Here is a 22779-nt window from a genome sequence, read left to right as displayed (position 1 = left end):
AAACCAGAATTCAAGCCTGCATGACCGGACTCGCTGTCCGGCCACGGGAGACGAGGATGCTTCTTAGTCTTAATTGGCTGCGGGAATTTGTTCCCTATACAGGCACGGCACAGGAGCTGGGCGACCGGCTGACCATGCTGGGTCTTGAGCTTGAGGAAATTATCCGCCCGTTCGACGCCATAGCCGACATAGTAGTGGGCCATGTGCTTGAATGCGGCCGCCACCCCGAAGCGGACAAGCTGTCCGTGTGCAGGGTGGACGTAGGCACCGAGGTGCTGGATATCGTGTGCGGCGCGCCCAACGTGGCTGCCGGACAGAAGGTGCCGGTGGCCAAAGTGGGCGTCACCATGCCTTCCGGATTGAAAATCAAAAAAGCCAAGCTGCGCGGACAGCCTTCCTGCGGGATGATCTGTTCCGAATCCGAGCTTGAGCTTTCCGACGAGTCCGACGGCATCATGGTGTTGCCGCAGGATTCTGTACCCGGCGTGCGGCTGGTCGACCTGCTGCAGCTTGACGACACGGTGCTCGATATCAGCATCACCCCCAACAGGGCAGACTGCCTTTCTGTTCTGGGGCTGGCACGCGAAGTGGCGCTTGCCTTTGATCTGCCGCTGACCATGCCGCAGCTTGAACTGCGCGAACAGGGCGAAGACGCCGGCAGTGACGTGACCATAGCCATTGCAGACGGTGCGCAGTGCCCAGTGTATCAGGGCCGCATCATCGAAGGTATCAGCACCTGTCCTTCTCCGCTCTGGATGCGCCACCGGCTCAAGTCGGTGGGTGTGCGTCCCATTTCCGCCATTGTGGATGTGACCAACTATATTCTTATGGAACTCGGCCAGCCGCTGCATGCCTTTGACCTTGACCTGCTTGAAGGGGCACGCATCGTCGTGGAAACGGCGGCGGAGGGTGAGCGCTTTACCACTCTGGACGGTCAGGAACGGGTGCTCAAGGCATCGGACCTGCTCATCAGGGACGGCGCCAAAGCCGTGGCGCTGGCCGGTGTGATGGGCGGAGCCAACACTGAAATCAACGATGCCAGCCGCAGGGTGTTTCTGGAATGCGCCGTCTTCAAACCGGCCACCATTCGCAGAACAGCCCGCAGGCTGGGGCTGAGCAGTGAATCTTCCTACCGGTTCGAGCGCGGTGTGGATCAGGTGCTTTCCACATTTGCCATGAACCGCGCCGCCCAGCTGATGTGCGAACTGAGCGGCGGCGTGCTGCGTCCCGGCGTATGCCGTGCAGAGCCCGCTCCGTGGCAGGCTGCACAGCTGCGGTTCCGCCCCGCCCGTGCTGCAGCGCTTCTGGGCATATCGCTTGATGACGGCTTCTGCCGTGAAACGCTGCAGAAGCTCGGATGCACGCTGAGCGGTGCTGATACGCCCGAATGGACGGTAACCGCCCCCAGTCACCGGCACGACCTTGAACGCGAAGCCGACCTGATAGAAGAAGTCGGCCGTGTTTACGGAATGGACAACATTCCTCCCGTGCTGCCCAAAGTTTCCAAGCCGCTGGAGCAGGGCCGTACGGACAGCGAATATGAATTCTGGGCGCGTATCAAGGCATGGGGCCGCGGTCTGGGGCTTAACGAGGCTGTGAACTACAGCTTTGTGGGGCACAAGGATCTTGATTTTCTCGGCCTGCCTGCCGGCAACCGCATATCCATCATGAATCCGCTGACCTCGGAGCAGGACGTGCTGCGCACAGAACTTGCTCCCGGTCTGCTGAACACTCTGCGGCACAACCTTGCCCAGGGCAGCACCGGACTTCAGGTGTTTGAACTGGCGCACATATTCGAGGCCGACCAGTCGTCTGACACTACCGCGCGTGAATCGGGCAGGCTCGGGCTGCTGGTTTACGGTCAGCGCTATCAGGACGGCTGGCCCCGCCGCGAAGAAGATGCCGGCTACGAAGACCTTAAGGGTATTGTGGAGCATCTGCTGCGCGTGCTTAATCTCGGTCCGGCTGCCTTTACCCTGCGCAAGGATCACAGCTGGCTGCTGCCCTGCGTGGAAATACGCGTGGGCAGTGTATGCGCGGGCGTGGCAGGCCGCGTAAAACCCGATATCGCCGATGCCTATCATGCCCGCAAGGACGTGTGGATGGCGGAAATCGATCTGGACGCGCTGCGTACCCTTTGCCGCGATGTGGCGGTGCAGTTCAGCGCGTTGCCGGTGTTTCCGCCGGTCAAGCGCGACATCACCGTCATGGCGCCTGCCTCCGTGCCTGTGTCTGCCGTGACAGACCATGTACGCGGCATGAGCCTGAAGCTGTTCAGCGACATCGTGCTGGTTGACGTGTTTGAACCGGAAACGCCTGAAGGCGGGACTCCGGAGCGCAACCTGACCTTCCGGCTTACGTTCAGACATGCTGAGCGTACCCTCAAGGACAAGGAAGTGGACAAGGAACGCGACAAAGTGGCAGAATCGCTTACGGAAGCACTGGGAGTCCGTATCTAGACGCATATATCCGCCACAGCACTGTCCGGCGTGCGGCCGGACAGTGCTGTGAAGGTTGCGCTTAACAGCAGGGAATCATTCGTTTCGTCGGCATTCCGTCATATGGTCGGACGTGGCTGACGCGCCGCCTGCGGGCATATGCCCTTGCCGCGGCACGGACGGACATCCGCAGCACCGGCTGGTGCGTGCTGCTTCCAGCAAAGGGAGAAGGCATGTCAGGCACCGTTTACCGGATAGGCGAAGCCGCCAGATTACTCAACCTGAAGACGTATGTTCTGCGCTTCTGGGAAACGGAGTTTCCCCAGCTGGTGCCGGAGCGTGCAGAAAGCGGTCAGCGCCTGTACACCGAAGAGAACATAGCGCTGCTCAGGCAGATACGGTACATGCTGCATGAGCAGGGGTTGACCATTGAAGGCGCCAGAAAAGTGCTGGCGGAACAGCAAAGCAGCCGGAAGCAGCAGGCGGAGCCGCAGACATGCGCCCCTGCCGCGCCTGTGGCTGAAAACGGTATCGTGCGGGAAGTCATAGACGAGCTTCAGGTGCTGCGCACCATGCTGCACGCTGCCGGAACGGACCGCATGTAACGGTCCCGGGGAACCACTATGATTTTATCTCCTTCGTTGCTTTCTTCCGACTACGGAAGGCTGGCGGACGAACTTGCCGCTCTTGAAGACGCAGGCCTTTCGTGGGTGCACTGGGATGTCATGGACGGCATGTTTGTGCCTAACATCACGCTGGGAGCACCCATCATCAAAAAGCTGCGCAAAGCCAGCGGACTTTTTTTTGATGTGCACCTGATGGTGCAGGCACCCGAACGCTATATAGCGGATTTTGCCGACGCCGGTGCCGATATGCTGGTGGTGCACGCCGAAGCCACAAACCATCTGGAGCGTACCCTGAGCGAAATCCGCCGCATGGGCGTTCAGTGCGGCGTGGCTCTCAATCCGCATACGCCGCTCTGTGTGCTTGAGTACGTGCTGGATCAGCTAGACATGGTGCTGATCATGAGCGTCAACCCCGGCTTCGGCGGGCAGAAGTTCATACCCTTCACCATGCGAAAAATAGAAGAACTTTCCGCCATGATCACCGCCAGAGGGCTGAAAACCCTCATTCAGGTAGATGGCGGCGTGGATCCTGAAAACACACCGGAGCTGGTGCGCCGCGGGGCGGATGTGCTGGTCTCCGGATCTGCTTTTTTCGGGCATCCTCCCTATCGTCAGCGGCACGATGCCTTTCAGGCAGCGGCAGCCCGGTAGCAGTCATGTAATGGAACGGGGCACGGTAACACGTGCCCCTTTTTCGGGCTTCCGGCTTGATTCCTGTGCGGATGAACAGTCGCGTCCGGCGGATGGTGCCGCGGTGTCGTCGGTGCCCCCGTTTTTTGAAAAATGATTTCAGTGGTTGTCTTCCCCGCTTCAAGCGACTAGGGATGCACCAGCCGGCGCGGGTTTACGCACCGGCAATCAGTCACTCTTCAGGAGGATCAGATGGCTTCCCGCAAGGATCTTGCCAACGCTATCCGCGCACTCAGCATGGACGCCGTGGAAAAGGCCAAATCAGGCCACCCCGGTGCGCCCATGGGTATGGCCGACATGGCCGAAGTTCTGTGGAACGATTTCATGAAGCATAACCCCGCCAACCCCGGCTGGGCAGACCGCGACCGCTTCGTGCTTTCCAACGGACACGGTTCCATGCTTATTTATTCGCTGCTGCACCTTTCCGGCTACGATCTCAGCATCGACGACATCAGAAATTTCCGGCAGCTGCATTCCAAAACTCCGGGCCACCCCGAATACGGCGTGACCCCCGGCGTGGAAACTACCACCGGCCCGCTGGGGCAGGGCATCGCCACGGCCGTGGGCATGGCCATGGCAGAACGCATGCTGGCCGAAGCCTTTAACCGCGACGGATTCACCGTTGTCGATCACCACACCTATGTGTTTCTGGGTGACGGCTGCATGATGGAAGGTCTGTCGCATGAAGCCTGCTCTCTGGCCGGTACGCTGGGCCTGGGCAAGCTTGTGGCGCTGTACGATGATAACGGCATTTCCATTGACGGTCGTATCGACAGCTGGTTCGGCGATGATACCCCCGCCCGTTTCCGTGCCTACGGCTGGCATGTGGTGGCCGGTGTGGACGGGCACGATGCCGAAGCCGTGCGCAAAGCCATTGAAGAAGCCAGAGCAGAAACAGGACGTCCCAGCCTGATCTGCTGCAAGACCAAGATAGGCATGGGCGCCCCCAATATGGCTGATTCCAGCAAAGTGCACGGTGCGCCGCTGGGTGCGGATGAAATAGCCGCCACCCGCGCCAACATAGGTTGGAATCATCCTCCGTTCGAAATTCCGGCCGATGTGTATGCAGGTTGGGACGCACGGCCCAGAGGCGCTGCCGCCCAGCAGGTATGGGATGACATGTTTGCTGCTTATGCCGCAGCACACCCTGCGCTTGCCGCGGAATTCACCCGCCGCATGGCAGGCGATCTGCCCGAAGGCTGGAAGGAGCTTTGTGAAAAAGCACTGGCGCAGATTGTGGCCGCTGCCGAAAACCTTGCCACCCGCAAGGCCTGCAACAAATCGCTTGAAGCCATCGGCCCTGCGCTGCCCGAAATGGTGGGCGGTTCCGCCGACCTTACCGGCTCCGTAGGTACCAAATGGAGCGGCAGCAGGCTGCTGGACAGCGCCAACTGGGGCGGCAACTATATTTCCTATGGTGTGCGTGAGTTCGCCATGGGTGCCATCATGAACGGCCTGACCCTGCATGGCGGCTTCCTGCCTTACGCCGGTACGTTCCTCATTTTCTCCGATTACGCCAAAAATGCGTTCCGTCTTTCCGCGCTGATGGGCATCCGCACAGTCTGGGTGCTGACGCACGACTCCATCGGTGTGGGCGAAGACGGCCCCACGCACCAGCCGGTGGAACAGCTGGCCGGTCTGCGTCTTATTCCCGGGGCTCATGTGTGGCGCCCCTGCGATACCGTGGAAACTCAGGTTGCCTGGCAGAGTGCCGTTGAATACAAAAACGGCCCCACAGCGCTGTCGTTTACGCGGCAGGGTGTGCCTTTCATGCAGCGTGATGATGCCGCAGTGCGGAACATCGCCCGCGGCGGTTATGTGCTGCGTGACTGCGAGGGTACCCCGGAAGTCATCCTTATTGCCACCGGTTCGGAAGTGGGCGTGGCCGCCGGAGCCTGCGACAGGCTGACAGCCGAAGGCCGCAGGGTTCGGCTTGTTTCCATGCCGTGCAGCAATATCTTCGACCGGCAGGACGCCGCCTACCGTGAATCGGTACTGCCCGCAGCTGTTGAGGCCCGTGTGGCCGTTGAAGCCGCCGCTTCTGACTTCTGGTGGAAATACGTGGGGCTGAAAGGCCGCGTGGTGGGTATGACCACCTTTGGCGAATCCGCCCCCGGCAAGGTGCTGTTCGAACACTTCGGCTTTACGGCAGACAATGTGGCTGCCGTGGCAAAAGAAGTGCTGTAGCGTTTTTCGGGGATGACCCCGGACGCTGTTCCATGTACAACAAAAGGTGCGGGTGTGATGCATGATCACATTCGCACCTTTTTTATGCTGTATCCTTCAGTCTTAGCCCGCAGGAGACTTCATATGAACGTACTGAAAATGACTGATCTTGATCTGCGCGGAAAGCGTGTGCTTATCCGCGAGGACCTGAACGCTCCCATCAAGGACGGGGCGGTGGCCAACGACAACAGGCTGCGCGCAGCCGCGCCTACCATCCGCCTTGCCATGCAGGCAGGAGCACGGGTTATGGTGATGTCGCATCTGGGCCGTCCGGCAGAAGGCGCGTTTGACGAATCGGCATCCATGGCGCCTGTGGCGGCACGGCTGGCCGATATTCTGGGCTGCCCCGTGCCGGTGGTGCGGGACTGGCTGGACGGGGTGGATGTGCCCGAAGGCGGCGTGGTGCTGACAGAGAATGTACGCTTCAACAAGGGCGAAAAAAAGAACGACGAAGAGCTGGGCAGGCGCATGGCGGCCCTGTGCGATGTTTATGTGATGGATGCTTTCGGCACGGCGCACCGTGCGCAGGCTTCCACCCATGCCGTTGCCGCATTTGCTCCCGTGGCCTGCGCGGGCCCGCTGCTGGCGGCGGAACTGGAAGCTCTGGGCAAGGCCCTTGGCGCCCCGCGCCACCCTGTAGTTGGCATCATCGGCGGTTCCAAGGTCTCGACCAAGCTCACTCTGCTGGAAACGCTTTCCTCCAAGGTCGACAAGCTTATTGTGGGCGGGGGCATTGCCAATACGTTTATCCGTGCCGCAGGTTTTGCCGTGGGCAAATCACTGTATGAAGAAGATCTGGTGGCCGAAGCCGCCCGCCTGATGCAGGCCGCAGCCGCAGCCGGAGGAGAGATTCCCGTGCCTGTGGATGTGGTGGTGGCCACGGAGTTTGCCGAAACTGCAACGCCTGTCTGCAAGCCGGTGGATCAGGTGGCCGAGAATGAGATGATTATGGACATCGGGCCGCAAACCGCCGCCATGTATGCAGAGGTGCTGCGCGGAGCAGGAACCATCGTGTGGAACGGACCTGTCGGGGTGTTCGAGTTTGATGCCTTCGGTGCCGGTACAGAAGCGCTGTGCAGGGCTGTGGCGCAAAGCAGCGCCTTTTCCATCGCCGGCGGCGGTGACACTGTGGCCGCTGTGGATAAATACGGCGTCCGTGACGGCGTATCCTATATATCCACGGGCGGAGGGGCTTTTCTGGAGTTTCTGGAAGGCAAGGAGCTGCCGGCAGTGGCCATGCTGGAACAGCGCGCAAAAGCCTGAGCACTGCGAGGGCGTAACTGCCGGTGAGCTTGTGCCGCCACCGGCTGCTGCCGCACCGGTTTTCCTTCGTTATATCTGAAACAGCAGTCCCCTGCCGGACTGTTACCGCATATGCGGTAACAGTCCGGCAGAATCATTTTGCGGTGTGGCGCCGCATGTTCTTTTCACGACGGCGCTCAGGCGCAGGTTGTACAGACCGGACCCGATTTCCGGTGGCAGGTCAGCTGTGTTGTGCCCGCGGTGCGGGCGGCCGGTTTGCCAACGGCACACCGTCAGAAATTCCAGCGGAAATGAAAACGGGCTCCGGCGCCATGTTCTGCTTCTGCAGGGTTGGGATTTCCCAGCAGGGGAATGTTTCTGGCCGTGCCGTATTCAGGCCCGAAAGAAAGCTGCAGACGTTCGGTGGGGGACCAGTCCATGTATATTCCGGCGCGTACTCCCTGCATTTCCAGAGCCATGCGCTGTGCGTCATCTCCTGCGGGCACGGGCACCACATCGGTGGCAATCTGCGAGCGGATGGCCCAGTCGGGGGCATCGGAATAGTACAGCGTGGCACGGGCGTTGCCATATGTCTCTGCAGAAAAGGTGGTCAGGTCTTGCGCACCGGACGAATCGCCCAGCAGGCTGATTTCCGGCGTGATGGGCACTGCAAGCAGAGAACCTGCCGTATCTGCCGCCGGAGTGACGGCAAAAAGCAGCACGGGGTCGTCATGCCGGGCTGCCTCATCCAGCTTGCGCAGCACTTCCGCCTCGTTTCCGCTGCCGGTAAAGCCCAGTGCAAAAGTATAGTAGCTGCCCCGATAACCTGCCGGTACAGCAGTATCTTCACCTGTAATATCTGTTGCACCGGTGCCGGATGACTGCACCGGAGACGTTGCACCGGCAGGAAAGGCCGCTGCAGGCAATACCGCAAACAGCAGTGCAAGCAGCACTGCACGGCATGCCGCCTTTGTGCGGCGCAGGCGCAGTTGTCTGCCTGTGGATGTGCCGGTTGAAAACGCGCTACGCGGCGCAGCTGCATGCAAAACGTTCATGGTTGCTATGTAATACATTTTGCGGGCAGGGCAAGAAAAAAAACAGGGCTGCGGGGCGTGATGACGGGGTCTGCGGCCGCAGGCAGGATGTAAAAAAAGCCGCGCTCTCTGCGGAGCGCGGCCGTTGAATGCCCTGAGGCTAGAATGAGTAGGAAATGCTGATCCGGCCGCCTGCGGCAGCGTCGGGCTCCTGCTTGTCCCATCGTCTGTTTTCGTTGTCGTCGTAAACCTTCATGCTGCGGCCCCAGACAAGCTCGGGACCGGCGGAAAGCACCAGCCCGTCCAGAGGCTTCCAGTCAAGGTACAGACCGGTGATGATTTCGCGCATTTCAAGAAAGCCTTCTTTGGCAAGCGGGCTGTGGTCGCGCAGTCTGTATACTCCGATGTCGTAATCGGCTGCCAGCCGCACATCCAGCGCCTCAGACACGGCATAGCGTGCTTCCGTTTTGGGAAAGCCCAGCTGCAGGGTCCACGGGCCTTCTGCATAGCGTGCGCTGAACATGGGGAAGGCGTATGTTTTCAGCGGAGTGCGTATGCCGGCAATACCAGCCGCCACAGAAGCCTGCGGGCTGAAGGCATACCCCACCATGCCGCCGCCGAAGAACGTCAGATTGTCATTGACGAAATCTTCTTCGAACATGGACGTGATGCCCAGCGAGGCAGTGGTGAACCACGGTCCGCTGATGCGGAACGTGTCGTTGTACATCACGCCGATGCGCTGCAGGTTTTCAAAGGGCGTCTTGCCGTCTCTGCCGAAGCGCATGCCGGAAGTGTCGCTCCAGTCATAGTTGTCGTTACGGTAAAAGAACGAAAACTCGTTCCATGTTGCCCGCACTCTGGTCGATGTGCGCGCAAAGGAGCCGCCGTCATCAAGGTCGGCCTTGGCTGTGTACGCGCTTTCGAGGTTGAGTTTCAGTGTGTGCTCGCTTTCGGCCCGGGCACCGGCGGCCCCCAGCAGCAGAAAAGCAAGCAGAGAGAGAACAACACCACAACGTCTTGCCATCAAAGTGACTCCTGTAAAAGGTTTTCTGATCCGTCGGAATCAGCGCGAGCGGAATGCTCTGGTGGCCAGTCTGCCCATTTCGGCAAGGCGTCTGTCCACCTTATGGTACAGCGAGTCCGGCGTGAAAGAGCCGTCCTTGCGTCTGTTACCTGTTTTTATTCCCGTAAGCAGTTCAAGTGCTTCTGTGATGTGGCGCACCGGATATATGGCGAACTTTCCCGCATCAACTTCTTTGAGAACATCGTATTTAAGCATAAGATGGTCGGTGTTGTCATGCGGAATGATAACTCCCTGTCTGCCGGTAAGTCCCCGGCGCACACACAGGTCGAAAAATCCTTCGATTTTGCGCGTCACACCGCCCACCGCCATGATGGAACCGGACTGCGACACCGCACCGGTGAACGCCAGCGACATATCTATGGGCACCTGAGCCAGCGCCGAAAGCAGCGCGGCCAGTTCCGCACCGGAGGCGGAGTCGCCTTCCACACCCACGTAGTTCTGTTCGAAGCACAGGCTGCCGGAAAGTACCAGCGGTTTGTTATGGGCGAACTGGCTGAGCAGGTAGCTTTTAAGAATCATCATGGCTTTGGTGTGAATGGGGCCGCCAAGCTGGGCTTCACGTTCAAGGTCGATGATGCCGCCTGTGCCCACGCCCACCGTGCACGATATGGAGTGCGGCAGACCGAACTCAAAGTCGCCGTACATGCTGACTGAAAGCCCTGTCACATGTCCCACGGCCTGACCGCTGGTAGCCACTTTTATCAGCTCGCGGTCGTATTCCTCCATGAAGAGCTCTTCATACAGATTGCTGCGGTAATGGCGTGCTTCCAGTGCGTTATGCAGCGTGGCGCCATCCACCATTTTTTTTCCTTTCATGGATGCCAGCGCGGCGGCTTCGAGCATCAGCTCGCGCACCAGAGGGAATTTGAGCGACAGTTTTTTCTGGTCTTCGATAATCCGCGAACCATGATCGACAATGCCGGCCATGGCCTCGCGGGTGAAAGGAGGCAGACCGGCTTCTTCTATGATGCGGCCTATGCGGTGCAGGTAATTTTTGACCCCTGCAGCGTCGCGCCGCATGGTTTCGGCCATATGTGCCTTGATTTTAAACAGCTTGGGAAAACGGTCGTCGTGCTCTGTCAGCTGTTCGTACAGCTCTTCATCACCGATGAGGATGACCTTGAGCGACAGATCCAGCGGTTCCGGCTCTATGCCCTTGGTCTTGGTGGTGTCCACACCGTCGTCGGGGTCTTCGATGCGCGCACGTGAAGACCGCAGGGCGCGCATCAGCCCTTCCCATGCGGCGGGGTGCTGCAGAATATCTTCCATATGCAGCAGCAGAAAACCGCCGTTGGCCTTTTGCAGGGCGCCTGCTTTTACCAGCGTGAAATCGGTGACCAGCGCGCCCATTTCGGCCTCGCGTTCCACGCACCCCAGCAGGTTGGCGGGGGTGGGGTGGTCTTCGGTGACGATGGGGGCGCCTTTCAGCTCGGAATTATCGACAAAGAGATTAATCTCGTACCGTCCAAGAGTCTCTTCACTGGCGGAACCACCGGAGGCATCGCCCTGCTGCGGGGTGTCCTGCTTGGCCACAAAGCTGTCCAGATTGTCCAGCATGTCAGCCCGCAGATCTTCAAAATAATCACACAGCACGGCACAGGCACAGGCGCTGTTGTATTCTTCCGCCAGCGGCTTCAGATGTGTGTCCAGCACTTCGGACATGACTTTACGGTCCAGCGAGCGCTCGCCTTCGGAAAAACTCTGTTCGGCTTTGCTCAGCTGGCGCATGAGCCCTGTCATTACCTTGAGCAGCGCGTCACTTTTAACCTTCAGGTTTTTGCGCAGTCCTTCGTCCAGTCGTTCAAATTCTTCTTCGCTCAGGCGTTTGCCTTCGATAAGCGGGTACAGCGTGACTCCGCCCGCGTCATCCAGATCAAGGTTGAATCCCTTGCCCACGGCCACGGAATCCATTTCCTTGAGCAGCTTGTCGCGTATGTCCTGAAAGCGCTCCAGCAGTTCGTTGCGCTTTTTGACATAGGCGTCGTTTTCAAAGCGCGAGGGAATCTCTTTGCGGATACGCGTTATGGTCTGGGCAAGGTCGTTTTTGAGCGCGCGCCCCTTGCCGGCGGGCAGCAGTATAAGTCGCGGGTGGTCGCGGTCGTCAAAGTTGTGTACATACAGCTGGTCGGGCGGCGCGGGCATTTTGCGGGCGCGGGGCGTCAGCACGTCCATCAGCATGTACGTGCGGCCCAGATTGGCTTCGCCGGCCAGATATATGTTATAGCCTGTGTCGCGTATGTGCAGCGCCATTTCCAGCGCCTGCATGGCGCGGGGCTGGGCGCTGCCGCGTGGGGCCGAACGGGGCAGCGTGCGGCTGTCGTCGCAGGGAATGCGTGTGGGGTCCAGTCTGGTGCGTAGCTTGGAAGACGGTAGCGGCTTGGGTCTGCTCATGATTCTCCTGATCGGGCAGTGAATTTGCTTGGGCAAAAGCGATACGCAGTTGCTCAACGGGAAAGTATATCGCAGCATATGCTGAAAGTCATCAGGCAATAGCGTTTGTCAGGCGGCCGGGCTGTCTATATACTCAGGGATATCAGGCAATGACGTGTCAGAACGGTACTTGTGTCCGGCGTTGCAAGACGAGCGGAAACTCCGGTGGTCCGGCCGGTGGTCGGGCCTGCGGGGCAAACGGTGCGGACCCCGCGGTTGTTTCCGTGGTGGTGCCGGTGCTTGCGGGGCAAGGCATGGCAGGCAGGCTGGCGGAGCATCTGCAGGCGGTAAGCGGCGGTGTGCCCTTTGAGCTGATAATAGCGGACGGCGACCCGCAGCAGCCGCTGCCGCAGCCGGACTGCCTGTGCGGTGCCGCCGTGCTGCACATGCACGCTCCCATAGGCAGGGCACGCCAGATGAATGCCGCCGCCGCATGCGCCCGGGGGCGCGTGCTGCTGTTTCTGCATGCCGATACCCGCCTGCCGCACAATGCTTTTGCGCATATGCTGGATGCGCTCTCGCGGGTTCAGGCCGGGGCGTTCAGTCTGGGCATTGATGGCGGGGGGTTTTTTTTCCGGCTGACGGAGCGGGTGGCCGACGCCCGCAACAGGCTTACGCGCACGCCTTACGGTGATCAGGCGCAGTTTTTCTGCACCGCGTATTTCCGGCAGCTGGGCGGGTATGCCGATATCCCTCTGATGGAGGATGTGGACATCATGCGCCGCATCCGGCGCAGGGGCGACCCCATAGAAATAGTGAAAAGCCGTGTTGCCACATCGGCGCGGCGCTGGCACAAGGAAGGTCTGCTGTACTGCTCGGCGCGTAACGTATGTTTGCGCGCATTGTATGCGCTGGGCGTTTCTCCGCACTCTCTTTCACGATGGTATCGCGCACACAGGGGATGATCATGAGCGAATCCTGCATTCTTTTTTTTGTCAAGTATCCTGAACCGGGAAAGGTGAAAACGCGTCTGGGCGAAGTGGTGGGCAATGACAAAGCCGCCATGCTGTACCGGCATTTTGTGCAGGACATGCTGCAGGGGCTTGCGCGCCTGCATGCCGACCTGCGCATCTGTTATGTGCCGGGTGACGCCGATCTGCCCGAAAAATTCAAGGCATGGCTGGGCCCGCAGCATATGTTTGCGGCACAGCAGGGGCTTGATCTGGGCGAACGCATGAAGCATGCCATGCAGAAAGCCTTTGACGACGGTTATGACCGCGTGGTGCTGATGGGCAGTGATATACCGGACTATCCCTGCGAACTGGTGCAGAAGGCGCTGAACGATCTGCAGCATTATGATGCGGCCATAGGTCCCGCTTTTGACGGCGGGTATTATCTTATCGGATTCCGTAAAGACAGCTTTTGTCCCGATGTTTTTGACGGCATACGCTGGGGCGAGGCGGACGTATATCAGCCCACGGTGGAAAAAATGCGCAGGGCCCGTCTTGAGGTGCTGCAGCTGCCCGACTGGAACGATGTGGACACGGTATGGGATCTTAACGTGCTGTACCGTACCAACAAAAACAGTTCGTTCCGCCGGTCGTCCACTTACGCGCTGCTGCGCGAAAATGACGCACTGATCAGGCAGTACGACATAGATCTGCCGGGCATGGCTCCGGTGGAAAAGGAGTAGACCGCGCATGCGGAATATCGCGCTTTTTCTCGCACTGTGCGGCATGCTGTGCTGCGCAGTGCCGGCGCGCGCCGACACCGCGGCGCAGACAACCGTTAAAGACAGCTATGTACGCACCAAGGCCAAATCCACGCGTACGCTGCTTTTTTATTTTGAAAACGACCTGTTCGGCGGAACTGACCAGTACTACACCAATGCCGTGCAGATGACGCTTGTATCGCGCGATCTGCCCACTCTGGCGGCGGATGACATGCTGCCGGACAGTCTGGACGGCCTGCTGGACGAGCTGCCGCTGGAGGCCGGCAAGGACTCGCAGTACAACGTCTCGCTTACGCTGGGCCAGCACATTTACACGCCTTCGGACACACAGGTGGAGCACCTGCTGGAAGATGACCGGCCGTATGCCGGATATCTGTACGGTGCCGTGGGGCTGCATGCCAAACAGCACGACAGGCTGGATACGCTTATGGTCACCATGGGTATGGTGGGACCGGCCGCTCTGGGAGAATTTGCCCAGAACGGCGTGCACAGCGTGCGCAACATTCCCACCGCCAAAGGCTGGGAAAACCAGCTGCACAACGAGCCTGCGCTTATGGTCACCTTTGAGCGGGCGTGGCGGCTGAACCCCGAAAGTTCGGGCAGCGGGTGGGGCTGGGACGTGCTTCCGCATGCCGGACTGACGGCGGGCAACGTGCTGACGTATGCCAATGCCGGCGGCGAGGTGCGCTTCGGGTACAATCTGCCTGCAGATTTCGGCACTTCGCTTATCAGGCCGGGGGCGGCCATCGGTGCCCCCACAGACGACGATGACCCCCGTCTGCATGCCGGCGATGAAGGTTTCGGGGTGTATTTTTTTGCCGGTACAGACCTGCGGGCCGTGGCGCGCAACATTTTTCTGGACGGCAACACCTTTACAAGCAGTCACCATGTGGCCAAAAAAACGCTGGTGGCCGACGTAAACGGGGGCATCGCCCTGATGTACGGCCGCTACCGCGTTTCCTACACCCATGTACTGCGTACCCGCGAGTTTTATAGTCAGGAGCGGCGGCAGCATTTCGGTTCGCTTACATTTGCCGTTACGTTTTAGTGCATGGTAAATAATACCGTGCCGTGTCGTGCTGCGGTACCGTTGCGCTGACTACGGAGGTGTCGCCTTGCTGCTGCGTGTTTCTGCCATAGTATTGTGTGCGCTGCTGTTTGCCGGACTGTGTGCCGCGCGTGCCGCTGCGGCCACCATACTGGTCATTCAGAGCTACCATGCGGAATACGCCTGGGACGCAGAATGGCTGCAGACCCTGCGCCTGCGGCTGACGCCGGAGCATACCCTGCTGACCTTTGAGCTTGATACCAAACGTCTGCCCCGGGAAGAATTTGCCGCCCGCGCCGGGCTGGCCATGGATGCGTACAGGCGGCATGCTCCGGATGTGGTGGTGCTGGCCGACGACAATGCCTGCCGTCTGCTGGGGCCGCAGCTTGTGTCGGCAGGTGCGCGTATTGTTTACATGGGGGTCAACGGCAACCCGCGCGATTACGGGCTGCACGGGCCGGAAAACGTGGCAGGAGTCATCGAGCGTCCGCTGGTGAAGCGCACGCTGAGTTACCTCAGCCGCCTTGAAGGCCTGACACTCAGGCGTGCGCTGATGCTTTTTGACAGCGGCACAACGTCGCAGCTTATTTTCCGCACTGTTCTGCGCGGTGCCGCAGAGCAGAATGTCATGGGCATCGAACTGCAGACGCGCATCGTCGGCAGCTGGCAGCAATGGCTTGAACATGTGCTCTCGGCACGCGGGCAGGGGGCCGATATCCTTGTCATCGGTCTGTACCAGACGCTGCGCGATGCAGACGGTCGTGTTGTGCCCGATGACAAGGTGCTGCGCTGGACGGCGGAGCACAGTCCGGTACCGTGTTTTGCCGTATGGGAATTCAGCGTGGGACCGGGGCTTGCCATAGGCGGGCTGCTGCACTCTGCAGAGGAACAGGCACACAGGGCCGCAGGGCTGGTCGAATCCATGCTGGCCGGAGAGCCGCTGCCGGTGCAGCCGGTACTGGCCGAACAGGGCATGCTGAAATTCAGCCGCAGCGGGCTTGCGCGCTGGGGTCTGGTTCTGCCCGCAACCTTTATTGATCAGGTGGAAATGGTGCCCTGATTTTCCGGAGTTTCTTTCTGAAAGAAACGGGCGGCGCAGATATTATCTGCGCCGCCCGTTTTGTATGGCGTTTGTCAGACTCAGGCCTGCGGCGAGGCGTGGCCGTTTTCATAGACGCGCTGCAGAATGGCGTCAGCACCGGCGGCCTTTACCTGTGCTGCAAGCGTCAGACCGGTATCGCGGGCGTCTGCTTCGGTGCCCGCGGCAGTGCGCCGGATGACGGCGGTGCCGTCCAGTTCGGCCACAAGTCCCGTCAGCTCAAAGCTGTTGTCGCCGGTCATGACGGCGTATCCGGCTATGGGCACCTGACAGCCGCCCTGCAGCCCGAAAAGAAAGCCGCGTTCCGCCTCGACGCATATGCGCGAGGGGCGGTGGTCAAGAAATGCCAGCATCTCGGCAAGGTCCTGCCTGTCACTGCGGTATTCAAGACCCAGTGCTCCCTGTCCCACGGCGGGCATGAACAGGGGCGGTCCCAGTTCGGAATGAAAGGGAGCCGTTTCGCCCAGACGCTTGAGCCCTGATGTGGCCATGATGATGGCGTCGTATTCTCCGTCCATCAGTTTGCGTATGCGGGTCTGCACGTTGCCGCGCAGCCATTTGACTTCAAGGTCGGGACGCATGGCGAGAATCTGTGACTGGCGGCGCAGACTGCTTGTGCCCACCACGGCACCCTGCGGCAGGGCGTCCAGCCCGTCGTATCTGGCCGAAAGCAGCGAGTCCGTGGGGACTTCCCTCTCGGGAATGGCTCCCAGAGTCAGTCCCTGAGGCAGTTCCATGGGAACATCTTTCATGCTGTGCACGGCGATGTCTGCGCGGCCGTCCAGCAGCGCTTCTTCGATTTCTTTGACAAAAAGACCCTTGCCGCCCACTTTGGCCAGGGGCACGTCAAGAATGATGTCGCCTTTGGTTTTCAGAACCAGCAGTTCGACTTCAAAACTGTCGGGGTACTGCTGCATGATGCGTTCTTTGATATGTTCTGCCTGCCAGAGAGCGAGCTTGCTGCCGCGGGTAGCGATGACGATTTTTTTCATGTGCGCGCCTGTGAGAGTTAGAGAATTGGCGGGGCGGCGTTATTTGCAGGAAGAGCAGTTGCCGCCGGAACAGCCGGAACAGCCGCCGGATGATGCCGGCAGAGAGTACCCGCCCTGACCGTCGGATGTTTTGAAGCAGGAGCAGGACATCAGTTTTTCGGTTTTTGTAGAGCCGCAGGCCGGACATTTGACCGTGTCACCCGCACCGAAAACCAGTTCTTCAAAGTCCTTGTGACAGGCTTTGCATGTGTACTCGTAAATGGGCATGGTATTCCTCTTTGCTGAAACTTAACGGATATATGGCAAGCCCCGCCTAGCGGCTTTCCGCCGGCTGTTCAAGCCAGGGCTGCAGTTCAAGCACGTTTTCAAAAAGATAATGGTCCACCAGACCGCACAGCAGGTGTCCTACGGCTATGTGTATTTCCTGAATGAGCGGAGTGCGGCTGTCTTTCACGTCGATGAGGTAATCACACAGTTCGGCCATGGCGCCGCCGCCTTTGCCGGTCAGCCCCACGGTGATGACGCCTTTTTCGGCAGCGGCCCGCAGTGCTGCAAGCACGTTGGGACTGCCGCCCGAAGTGGATATGGCTATAAGCACATCGCCCTGCTGGCCCAGCGCCTGCACCTGTTTGCTGAAAACCTGCTCAAACCCGAAATCATTGCCGATGGATGTGAGCACGGAGGAATCGGTGGTCAGGGCGATGGCAGGCAGCGGGGGTCTGTCCATAATAAATCTGTTCACGAATTCGGCGGCCAGATGTTGCGCATCGGCCGCGCTGCCGCCGTTGCCGCACAGCAGCACCTTGCCGCCGCGCGCGATGCATACGGCCATGATACGCGCCACATCCACCACGGCGTCGGCGTTTTCCTGAAAAAACGCTTCCCGCAGGCGGCTGCCGTCCAGCGCGTGCTCCATGACCATTATTTTGGCAGTGTCTGACATCGGGGCTCCTTGTTGAAACATTCCGCGAAACGCAAGGGGCGAAACGGAACCACTTGGGACTACCCTAAATGGCGCAGGCTCGCAATGTTTCGTGGCATTGTTATGTATCAATCCGGTATTATTGATGTTGCATGAGTCTGTCTTTGCCGTCGGCGGGTGTTTGCACCTGTGCCGCGGCCGGTGCGGGCTTTAATTCTTGTCCGGCGGGCGCATGTGGGGTAGTCCCTGCCGCAAAGCCTTGCGGCTTCTTGATGGAATCTGTGCTTTCTACTAGGGATAGTCATGCATCGCGAATTGAAAAGAGTTTTTATAGTCACCAAGCAGGCCCATGCCGGAGCCGCTGCCCTTGCCGCCGATATGCAGGCATGGTTTGCCGCGCGCGGCATAGAAGCGGCAACGGAAGAAAACGATACCGCATCGGCTCTTCCTGACTTTGCGCGCAGTGCTTCGTGCATCATGGTGCTGGGCGGCGACGGCACCATGCTGAGTGTTTCGCGCAGAGCAGTGGGGCTTGATGTGCCGTTGCTCGGCGTCAATCTGGGCAAGGTGGGCTTTCTGGCAGAGGTTTCAGCCGCAGGCTGGCAGCAGGCTTTTACCCGGCTGGCGGAAAACGGCCTGACGTGTTCGGAGCGGCTGGCGCTGCATTTTGCCGTGAGCCGGGAAGAACGCTGCGTTTTTGAGGGCACGGCCGTCAACGATGTTGTGCTGCACCGCGGCGTACTGGCCCGGGTGATCAATCTGGGGCTGGGCGTGGACGGCGAATGGCTGGGTGATCTGCGTGCGGACGGGCTTATCGTGTCCACCCCCACCGGAGCCACCGGGTATGCCGTATCGGCGGGGGGACCGCTGGTGCATCCCGATATGTCTGTCTATGCCATCACACCTATCTGTCCGTTTCTCAACAATTTTCATCCCATGGTGCTGGCCGGTTCCATGCGGTTCGAGATCAGGATTCTGGAAGGGCCGCAGGAAGTGTATGTGACGCAGGACGGTCAGGAATGCTTTGCCCTGCAGGCGGGTGATCTTGTCACCGTCACGCAGGCTTCCCGCGGGTTGCTTTTTGTCGCTGTTGAAGGCTCCACCTATTTCACGCGGCTGCGTGCCAAAGGCTTTGTACGCGACCCGAGAGGACGCGGGCGGGCCGTTCCCGCATCAAGCTGATGCGCGGCCGTTTTTCCGGAGGTTAGAATGACTGCGCTTCCCGAACTTGCTTCCGTGCGCGAAGTGCGCCAGGGGGTTGATCCTGTGCTGGATGCATGGCTGCATCATTTTCGCACAGAGAATAATATAGAGCATCTGCTCAACCCTACGCTTATTGCCACGCCCGAACAGCTGCGGTTTATGGTGGCTCTGGACGAAGACCAGATTTATTTCCCCTGTTCCGACAAAGTGTTCCGCATGCTTGTCCAGCCTCAGCCGCCCATGGAGCTGGTGCGCGAGTATGCCCGCGCATGGCGTTTCATCGTTATGATGATTAAGGCCCACGGCTTTGACAAATTCAACGAACGGCGTGTCATCCACTTTGCGCGGCTTCGTTTTCAGCTGGCGTTAAAATCGGGCATCATCATTCCTTCGCGGCTGGTCAAACGGCTGGTAAGCGTTGTGCTGACCCAGTGCGGCATTCCCGACCCCTACCGTGATTCCAAAGTGCAGGCCAACCGGCAGGCGGCGGACAATGCCGGCAGCCCGGAAGTGAACAGGGCCCTGCAGGCCTGTCCCGAAGACCTGCCCGCAGCATGCACCGATATCCGCGACTTCCGGTGGGAGCTTGATATGATAGAGCTGCGCCGTCTGCTTTATCTTTCCACCATGTCCGAACTGTGGAAAAATTCCAGTCTGGAAGGTGTGGACTTTGCCGCGGAGCTGAACAAGCCCTGCGGTGACTGCGCCAGACTGCGGCTGGTTTTCGGTCCGGAAGAAGAAGCCCGCCGGAAAGTAATGTATCTGCCCGATGTGAGCGGCGGCATTATCTATGACCTGCGTATAATCAGGGCGCTGCTGCGTATGGGGCATCAGGTGGTGCTGGTGCTCAAGGAAGGCTTTCACTTCAAAACCCCCACCATGTGGGATGCCGAGTTTGATCCGGTGCTTAAAGAGCAGCTGGAGGGCGCCATGTTTCTGCATGACGAGGCCGTGACCAAGAACAGCCTGCTGGCCACCCTGCGTGAACACCGGTTTGTGGTTATTTCGGACGGAACGCGCGAACAGCTTAATCTGTACCGCACCAGTGTCACCTTTGCCCGTGCATGGAAGGAATGTGATGTCATTCTGGCAAAAGGCAGACGCAATCATGAAGTGCTTATAGAAAGCAGCCATGATTATACCCGCGACATTCTGTGTTTTCACAGAGACAAGCAGGGTGAGTTCCACTTTGCTTCCAAGCCCCGGGCCGCCGGAGTGCGTAAATTTTCGGAGCAGGATCTGCTGGGCAAGGCGGACACCATCATACGCCGTATGCGCGAAGCCAAACACGCAGGCCGCACCATCATTTTCTACAGCTGCGTCATCGGTTCCATACCCGGGCAGACAGCCACGGCCATCAGCGTGGTGGACACCTTTGTGGCACATCTGCGCGAGCGCATGGAGCAGGTGTTCGTCATCAACCCCGCAGAGCATTTTTCTGAAGGCATGGACGGCGACGACCTCATGTTCATGTGGGAGCGTGTTCAGCGGAGCGGACTTATTGATGTCTGGCGTTTTCAGACAGTAGAGGATATAGAAACCAGCTTTGCGCTGATGGGCCGCAAAGTGCCGCCCGTGTGGTCGGGCAAGGATTCAACCTATTCCACCGGCTGCACCAAGGAAATGCATATCGCCATAGATATGCAGAAAAAACACCCCGAGCTGCAGATCATCGGCCCTGCACCGGACAAGTTTTTCCGGCGGCGTGAATACGGCGTGGGCAAATTCTTTGACGCGGGCATTAAATAGCCTGCACAATGCAATATAGTTTCCGGAACGGTACAATGAGCACTATTTCTTTTGAAATCATAAAGAGCGGGCTGGAGCGCGCCTTTGACGCGCAGGCGGATGCCACCGCCCGCTGGCATGACAGCGAACCCGACACTGCAACGCAGGCCGGCAAACAGGTTACAGAAAATGAACCGGCTCTGGCCGCGCTGCACAGGCTGGTGCTGGCTCAGCATCTGATGAATTTCAAGCTGTGGCATGTGGAAGACATCGCCAGGCGGAAGGATGTGGGGCCGGAAGTCATCGCGGACTGCAAATACCGCATCGACGGATACAACCAGCAGCGCAACGACTACATGGAAAAAGTGGATATCTGCATGATATCGCTTATGGAGCCGCTGCTGCCTCCGGCGCATGAGCAGGTACGCATCAATACAGAATCGCTGGGCATGGCGGTGGACAGGCTGTCCATCCTCAGCCTCAAGATGTTTCATATGCTGGAACAGGCCGCCCGCGAAGACGCGCCGGAGCAGCACAGAGAAAACTGCCGCGCCAAGCTGGCCGTGCTGGCCGAGCAGCGGCACGACCTGAGCCGTGCCGTCATGGAGCTGCTGGACGATTATGCCCGCGGCGTGAAGCGTCCTAAAACGTACTACCAGTTCAAGATGTACAACGACCCTGATCTGAATCCGGAACTGTACGGCAACAGAAAAGGAAAGGCATAGCGCTGCGGGGCCGCCCTGCTGGCACATGCTTTTGTCCAAGGAGTATCTGTATGGCTGAATACGAAGTCGTCATAGGGCTGGAGGTGCACGCCCAGCTGCGCACCCGCTCAAAGCTGTTCTGCGCCTGTTCCACGGAATTCGGAAGCGAACCCAATACCAACGTGTGTGAAATCTGTTCCGGCATGCCCGGCGTGCTGCCGGTGGTTAACAGAAAAGCCGTGGAATACGCCGTAATGATGGGCATGGCTGTGGACTGCACCATCAATAACGATTCGGTGTTTGCACGTAAAAACTATTTTTATCCCGATCTGCCCTACGGTTATCAGATTTCGCAGTTCGAGCGGCCGCTGTGCGAACACGGGCATCTTGATATTCCGGTGAACGGCGGCACAAAGCGCATCGGTATAACGCGTATACACATGGAAAATGATGCCGGTAAAAACATTCATTCGGCTGCGGACAACGCCAGCTATGTGGATTTGAACCGTGCCGGAACGCCGCTGATTGAAATCGTCAGCGAACCGGATATGCGCAGCGCGGAAGAAGCCGTGGCCTATCTGAAGGAACTGCGCTCCATACTGCTGTATCTCGGTATCTGTGACGGTAATATGGAAGAAGGCAGCTTTCGCTGCGACGCCAACGTTTCTTTGCGCCCTGCGGGACAGAAGGAATTCGGCACCCGCACGGAACTGAAAAACGTGAACTCGTTCCGCAACGTGCAGCGGGCCATTGAAGTGGAAATAGCCCGCCAGCAGGATTTGCTGGAAGACGGCGAAAAAGTGGTTCAGGAAACACGCCTGTACGATGCCGCCCGCAATGTCACCGCATCCATGCGGGGCAAAGAAGAGGCACACGACTACCGCTACTTCCCCGATCCTGACCTTATTCCTCTGCATCTGGAAGACGGATGGCTGCAGGAATGGCGCAAGGCGCTGCCCGAGTTGCCCGCACTCCGCAGAACACGCTTTATGGAGCAGTACGGACTGTCTGTGCAGGACGCCGAACTGCTTACCGCCGAACGTGAGCTGGCGGATTTTTATGAGGCTGCGGTGCGGCACGCCGCCGTGCCGAAAAAGGTGGCCAATCTGATGATGGGTGAATTCATGCGCGAGCTTAATGAGCGGCGCATCAGCGTGAACGAAGCCGCCATGACTCCCGAAGCCGTGGCCGAACTGGTACGGCTGCAGGAAGAAGGTGTGGTGAGCAGCAAGATTGTGCACGATATCTTTTCTGACCTGTTCACATCGGGGTCCATGCCGGAAGCCTATGTGAAGGCCAAGGGACTGGTGCAGATATCTGATTCGGGCGCCATAGAAACCGCAGTGGACGAGGTGCTGGCTGAAAACCCTGCAGAGGTTGAAGCCTACCGCGGCGGCAAGACCAAACTGATGAGCTTCTTTATGGGGCAGGTCATGCGCAAGACCAGAGGCAAAGCCAATCCTGCCGTGGTCACCGGATTGCTGACGGAAAAGCTGGGATAGCAGGCTGCCGGTATAATGGCGCCGTAATTATTTTATGGAGCAATGCAACAGGCGGTCCCCGGACCGCCTTTTTTTATGCATAAGATGCGTCCGCAAAAAGACAGCCCGCATTGCTTTTGCACCGCTATGCTGTGTTTAC

The 22779-nt window shown here is 59.1% G+C and carries 19 protein-coding genes; 13 read left to right on the top strand and 6 right to left on the bottom strand.

From position 1 onward, the window contains the following. Positions 1–56: 56 nt before the first annotated feature. The 5 genes from pheT to ACZ5D1_RS11770 all read left to right on the top strand — a co-directional run bounded on the left by pheT (position 57) and on the right by ACZ5D1_RS11770 (position 7243). Positions 57–2459, top strand: coding sequence for a phenylalanine--tRNA ligase subunit beta (gene pheT, locus ACZ5D1_RS11790; RefSeq protein ID WP_011368466.1), 2403 nt, complete (start codon positions 57–59; stop codon positions 2457–2459). Positions 2460–2671: 212 nt separating this feature from the next. Next, positions 2672–3043 (top strand): MerR family transcriptional regulator, encoded by a 372-nt coding sequence (locus ACZ5D1_RS11785; RefSeq protein ID WP_027181822.1) that lies wholly within the window; start codon positions 2672–2674, stop codon positions 3041–3043. 18 nt (positions 3044–3061) lie between these two features. Continuing rightward, the gene (gene rpe / locus ACZ5D1_RS11780) at positions 3062–3715 is read left to right on the top strand and encodes a ribulose-phosphate 3-epimerase (protein ID WP_011368464.1); all 654 of its coding nucleotides are present in this window, start codon (positions 3062–3064) and stop codon (positions 3713–3715) included. 231 nt (positions 3716–3946) lie between these two features. Then, positions 3947–5941: a transketolase gene (gene tkt, locus ACZ5D1_RS11775; RefSeq protein ID WP_011368463.1), complete on the top strand. Its 1995-nt coding sequence runs from the start codon at positions 3947–3949 to the stop codon at positions 5939–5941. A 123-nt stretch (positions 5942–6064) separates the two neighbouring features. Next, positions 6065–7243: a phosphoglycerate kinase gene (locus ACZ5D1_RS11770; protein WP_027181821.1), complete on the top strand. Its 1179-nt coding sequence runs from the start codon at positions 6065–6067 to the stop codon at positions 7241–7243. A 272-nt stretch (positions 7244–7515) separates the two neighbouring features. Here ACZ5D1_RS11770 and ACZ5D1_RS11765 read toward each other — a convergent pair whose 3' ends face one another. The 3 genes from ACZ5D1_RS11765 to ACZ5D1_RS11755 form a co-directional block, all read right to left on the bottom strand. Then, a complete protein-coding gene (locus ACZ5D1_RS11765) occupies positions 7516–8277 on the bottom strand; it encodes a hypothetical protein (protein ID WP_155891367.1) in 762 nt (253 codons plus the stop codon). Positions 8278–8416: 139 nt separating this feature from the next. Then, positions 8417–9280 carry a hypothetical protein gene (locus tag ACZ5D1_RS11760; RefSeq protein WP_011368460.1) on the bottom strand — a complete coding sequence of 288 codons (864 nt, stop codon included), beginning with the start codon at positions 9278–9280 and terminating at the stop codon, positions 8417–8419. Positions 9281–9319: 39 nt separating this feature from the next. Next, on the bottom strand, positions 9320–11731 hold the full coding sequence (locus ACZ5D1_RS11755) for a Lon protease family protein (RefSeq protein WP_464554963.1): 2412 nt from the start codon (positions 11729–11731) through the stop codon (positions 9320–9322). A 149-nt stretch (positions 11732–11880) separates the two neighbouring features. Here ACZ5D1_RS11755 and ACZ5D1_RS11750 point away from each other — a divergent pair, with 149 nt between their 5' ends. From ACZ5D1_RS11750 to ACZ5D1_RS11735, 4 genes are all read left to right on the top strand, one after another. Further along, positions 11881–12675 (top strand): TIGR04283 family arsenosugar biosynthesis glycosyltransferase, encoded by a 795-nt coding sequence (locus ACZ5D1_RS11750; protein WP_464554961.1) that lies wholly within the window; start codon positions 11881–11883, stop codon positions 12673–12675. Between the two features lie 2 nt (positions 12676–12677). After that, entirely contained in the window at positions 12678–13403 is a 726-nt protein-coding gene (locus tag ACZ5D1_RS11745) for a TIGR04282 family arsenosugar biosynthesis glycosyltransferase (protein ID WP_034618949.1), read from the top strand. A gap of 7 nt (positions 13404–13410) precedes the next feature. Continuing rightward, positions 13411–14490: a lipid A deacylase LpxR family protein gene (locus ACZ5D1_RS11740; protein ID WP_011368456.1), complete on the top strand. Its 1080-nt coding sequence runs from the start codon at positions 13411–13413 to the stop codon at positions 14488–14490. 67 nt (positions 14491–14557) lie between these two features. Continuing rightward, positions 14558–15550 (top strand): ABC transporter substrate-binding protein, encoded by a 993-nt coding sequence (locus tag ACZ5D1_RS11735; RefSeq protein ID WP_455696963.1) that lies wholly within the window; start codon positions 14558–14560, stop codon positions 15548–15550. An 80-nt stretch (positions 15551–15630) separates the two neighbouring features. Here ACZ5D1_RS11735 and hemC read toward each other — a convergent pair whose 3' ends face one another. From hemC to ACZ5D1_RS11720, 3 genes are read right to left on the bottom strand one after another with little or no spacing between them, the layout of a single operon-like run. Next, positions 15631–16581 (bottom strand): hydroxymethylbilane synthase, encoded by a 951-nt coding sequence (gene hemC, locus ACZ5D1_RS11730; protein WP_011368454.1) that lies wholly within the window; start codon positions 16579–16581, stop codon positions 15631–15633. Positions 16582–16620: 39 nt separating this feature from the next. Further along, the gene (locus ACZ5D1_RS11725) at positions 16621–16848 is read right to left on the bottom strand and encodes an FmdB family zinc ribbon protein (RefSeq protein ID WP_011368453.1); all 228 of its coding nucleotides are present in this window, start codon (positions 16846–16848) and stop codon (positions 16621–16623) included. 46 nt (positions 16849–16894) lie between these two features. Next, entirely contained in the window at positions 16895–17524 is a 630-nt protein-coding gene (locus ACZ5D1_RS11720) for a D-sedoheptulose 7-phosphate isomerase (protein ID WP_011368452.1), read from the bottom strand. A 282-nt stretch (positions 17525–17806) separates the two neighbouring features. Between ACZ5D1_RS11720 and ACZ5D1_RS11715 the strand changes: the two genes are divergently transcribed. From ACZ5D1_RS11715 to gatB, 4 genes are read left to right on the top strand one after another with little or no spacing between them, the layout of a single operon-like run. Beyond that, complete coding sequence (locus tag ACZ5D1_RS11715) at positions 17807–18685, top strand: NAD(+)/NADH kinase (protein ID WP_455696964.1); 879 nt, start codon at positions 17807–17809, stop codon at positions 18683–18685. A 27-nt stretch (positions 18686–18712) separates the two neighbouring features. Then, positions 18713–20455, top strand: coding sequence for an ARMT1-like domain-containing protein (locus ACZ5D1_RS11710; RefSeq protein ID WP_011368450.1), 1743 nt, complete (start codon positions 18713–18715; stop codon positions 20453–20455). Positions 20456–20490: 35 nt separating this feature from the next. Continuing rightward, the gene (locus ACZ5D1_RS11705; protein ID WP_011368449.1) at positions 20491–21159 is read left to right on the top strand and encodes a DUF4254 domain-containing protein; all 669 of its coding nucleotides are present in this window, start codon (positions 20491–20493) and stop codon (positions 21157–21159) included. Positions 21160–21209: 50 nt separating this feature from the next. Beyond that, positions 21210–22640, top strand: a complete 1431-nt coding sequence (gene gatB, locus ACZ5D1_RS11700; protein ID WP_464554955.1) for an Asp-tRNA(Asn)/Glu-tRNA(Gln) amidotransferase subunit GatB — start codon at positions 21210–21212, stop codon at positions 22638–22640. Positions 22641–22779: the final 139 nt, after the last annotated feature.

The organism is Oleidesulfovibrio vietnamensis (assembly GCF_055388115.1).
This window is presented reverse-complemented; position numbering and strand designations above follow the sequence as displayed.

Bases quoted from the DNA above. Each gene is read 5' to 3' on its own strand.
- pheT (WP_011368466.1), top strand. From the start codon at position 57: ATGCTTCTTAGTCTTAATTGGCTGCGGGAATTTGTTCCCTATACAGGC.
- ACZ5D1_RS11785 (WP_027181822.1), top strand. From the start codon at position 2,672: ATGTCAGGCACCGTTTACCGGATAGGCGAAGCCGCCAGATTACTCAAC.
- rpe (WP_011368464.1), top strand. From the start codon at position 3,062: ATGATTTTATCTCCTTCGTTGCTTTCTTCCGACTACGGAAGGCTGGCG.
- tkt (WP_011368463.1), top strand. From the start codon at position 3,947: ATGGCTTCCCGCAAGGATCTTGCCAACGCTATCCGCGCACTCAGCATG.
- ACZ5D1_RS11770 (WP_027181821.1), top strand. From the start codon at position 6,065: ATGAACGTACTGAAAATGACTGATCTTGATCTGCGCGGAAAGCGTGTG.
- ACZ5D1_RS11765 (WP_155891367.1), bottom strand. From the start codon at position 8,277: ATGAACGTTTTGCATGCAGCTGCGCCGCGTAGCGCGTTTTCAACCGGC.
- ACZ5D1_RS11760 (WP_011368460.1), bottom strand. From the start codon at position 9,280: ATGGCAAGACGTTGTGGTGTTGTTCTCTCTCTGCTTGCTTTTCTGCTG.
- ACZ5D1_RS11755 (WP_464554963.1), bottom strand. From the start codon at position 11,731: ATGAGCAGACCCAAGCCGCTACCGTCTTCCAAGCTACGCACCAGACTG.
- ACZ5D1_RS11750 (WP_464554961.1), top strand. From the start codon at position 11,881: ATGACGTGTCAGAACGGTACTTGTGTCCGGCGTTGCAAGACGAGCGGA.
- ACZ5D1_RS11745 (WP_034618949.1), top strand. From the start codon at position 12,678: ATGAGCGAATCCTGCATTCTTTTTTTTGTCAAGTATCCTGAACCGGGA.
- ACZ5D1_RS11740 (WP_011368456.1), top strand. From the start codon at position 13,411: ATGCGGAATATCGCGCTTTTTCTCGCACTGTGCGGCATGCTGTGCTGC.
- hemC (WP_011368454.1), bottom strand. From the start codon at position 16,581: ATGAAAAAAATCGTCATCGCTACCCGCGGCAGCAAGCTCGCTCTCTGG.
- ACZ5D1_RS11725 (WP_011368453.1), bottom strand. From the start codon at position 16,848: ATGCCCATTTACGAGTACACATGCAAAGCCTGTCACAAGGACTTTGAA.
- ACZ5D1_RS11720 (WP_011368452.1), bottom strand. From the start codon at position 17,524: ATGTCAGACACTGCCAAAATAATGGTCATGGAGCACGCGCTGGACGGC.
- ACZ5D1_RS11715 (WP_455696964.1), top strand. From the start codon at position 17,807: ATGCATCGCGAATTGAAAAGAGTTTTTATAGTCACCAAGCAGGCCCAT.
- ACZ5D1_RS11710 (WP_011368450.1), top strand. From the start codon at position 18,713: ATGACTGCGCTTCCCGAACTTGCTTCCGTGCGCGAAGTGCGCCAGGGG.
- ACZ5D1_RS11705 (WP_011368449.1), top strand. From the start codon at position 20,491: ATGAGCACTATTTCTTTTGAAATCATAAAGAGCGGGCTGGAGCGCGCC.
- gatB (WP_464554955.1), top strand. From the start codon at position 21,210: ATGGCTGAATACGAAGTCGTCATAGGGCTGGAGGTGCACGCCCAGCTG.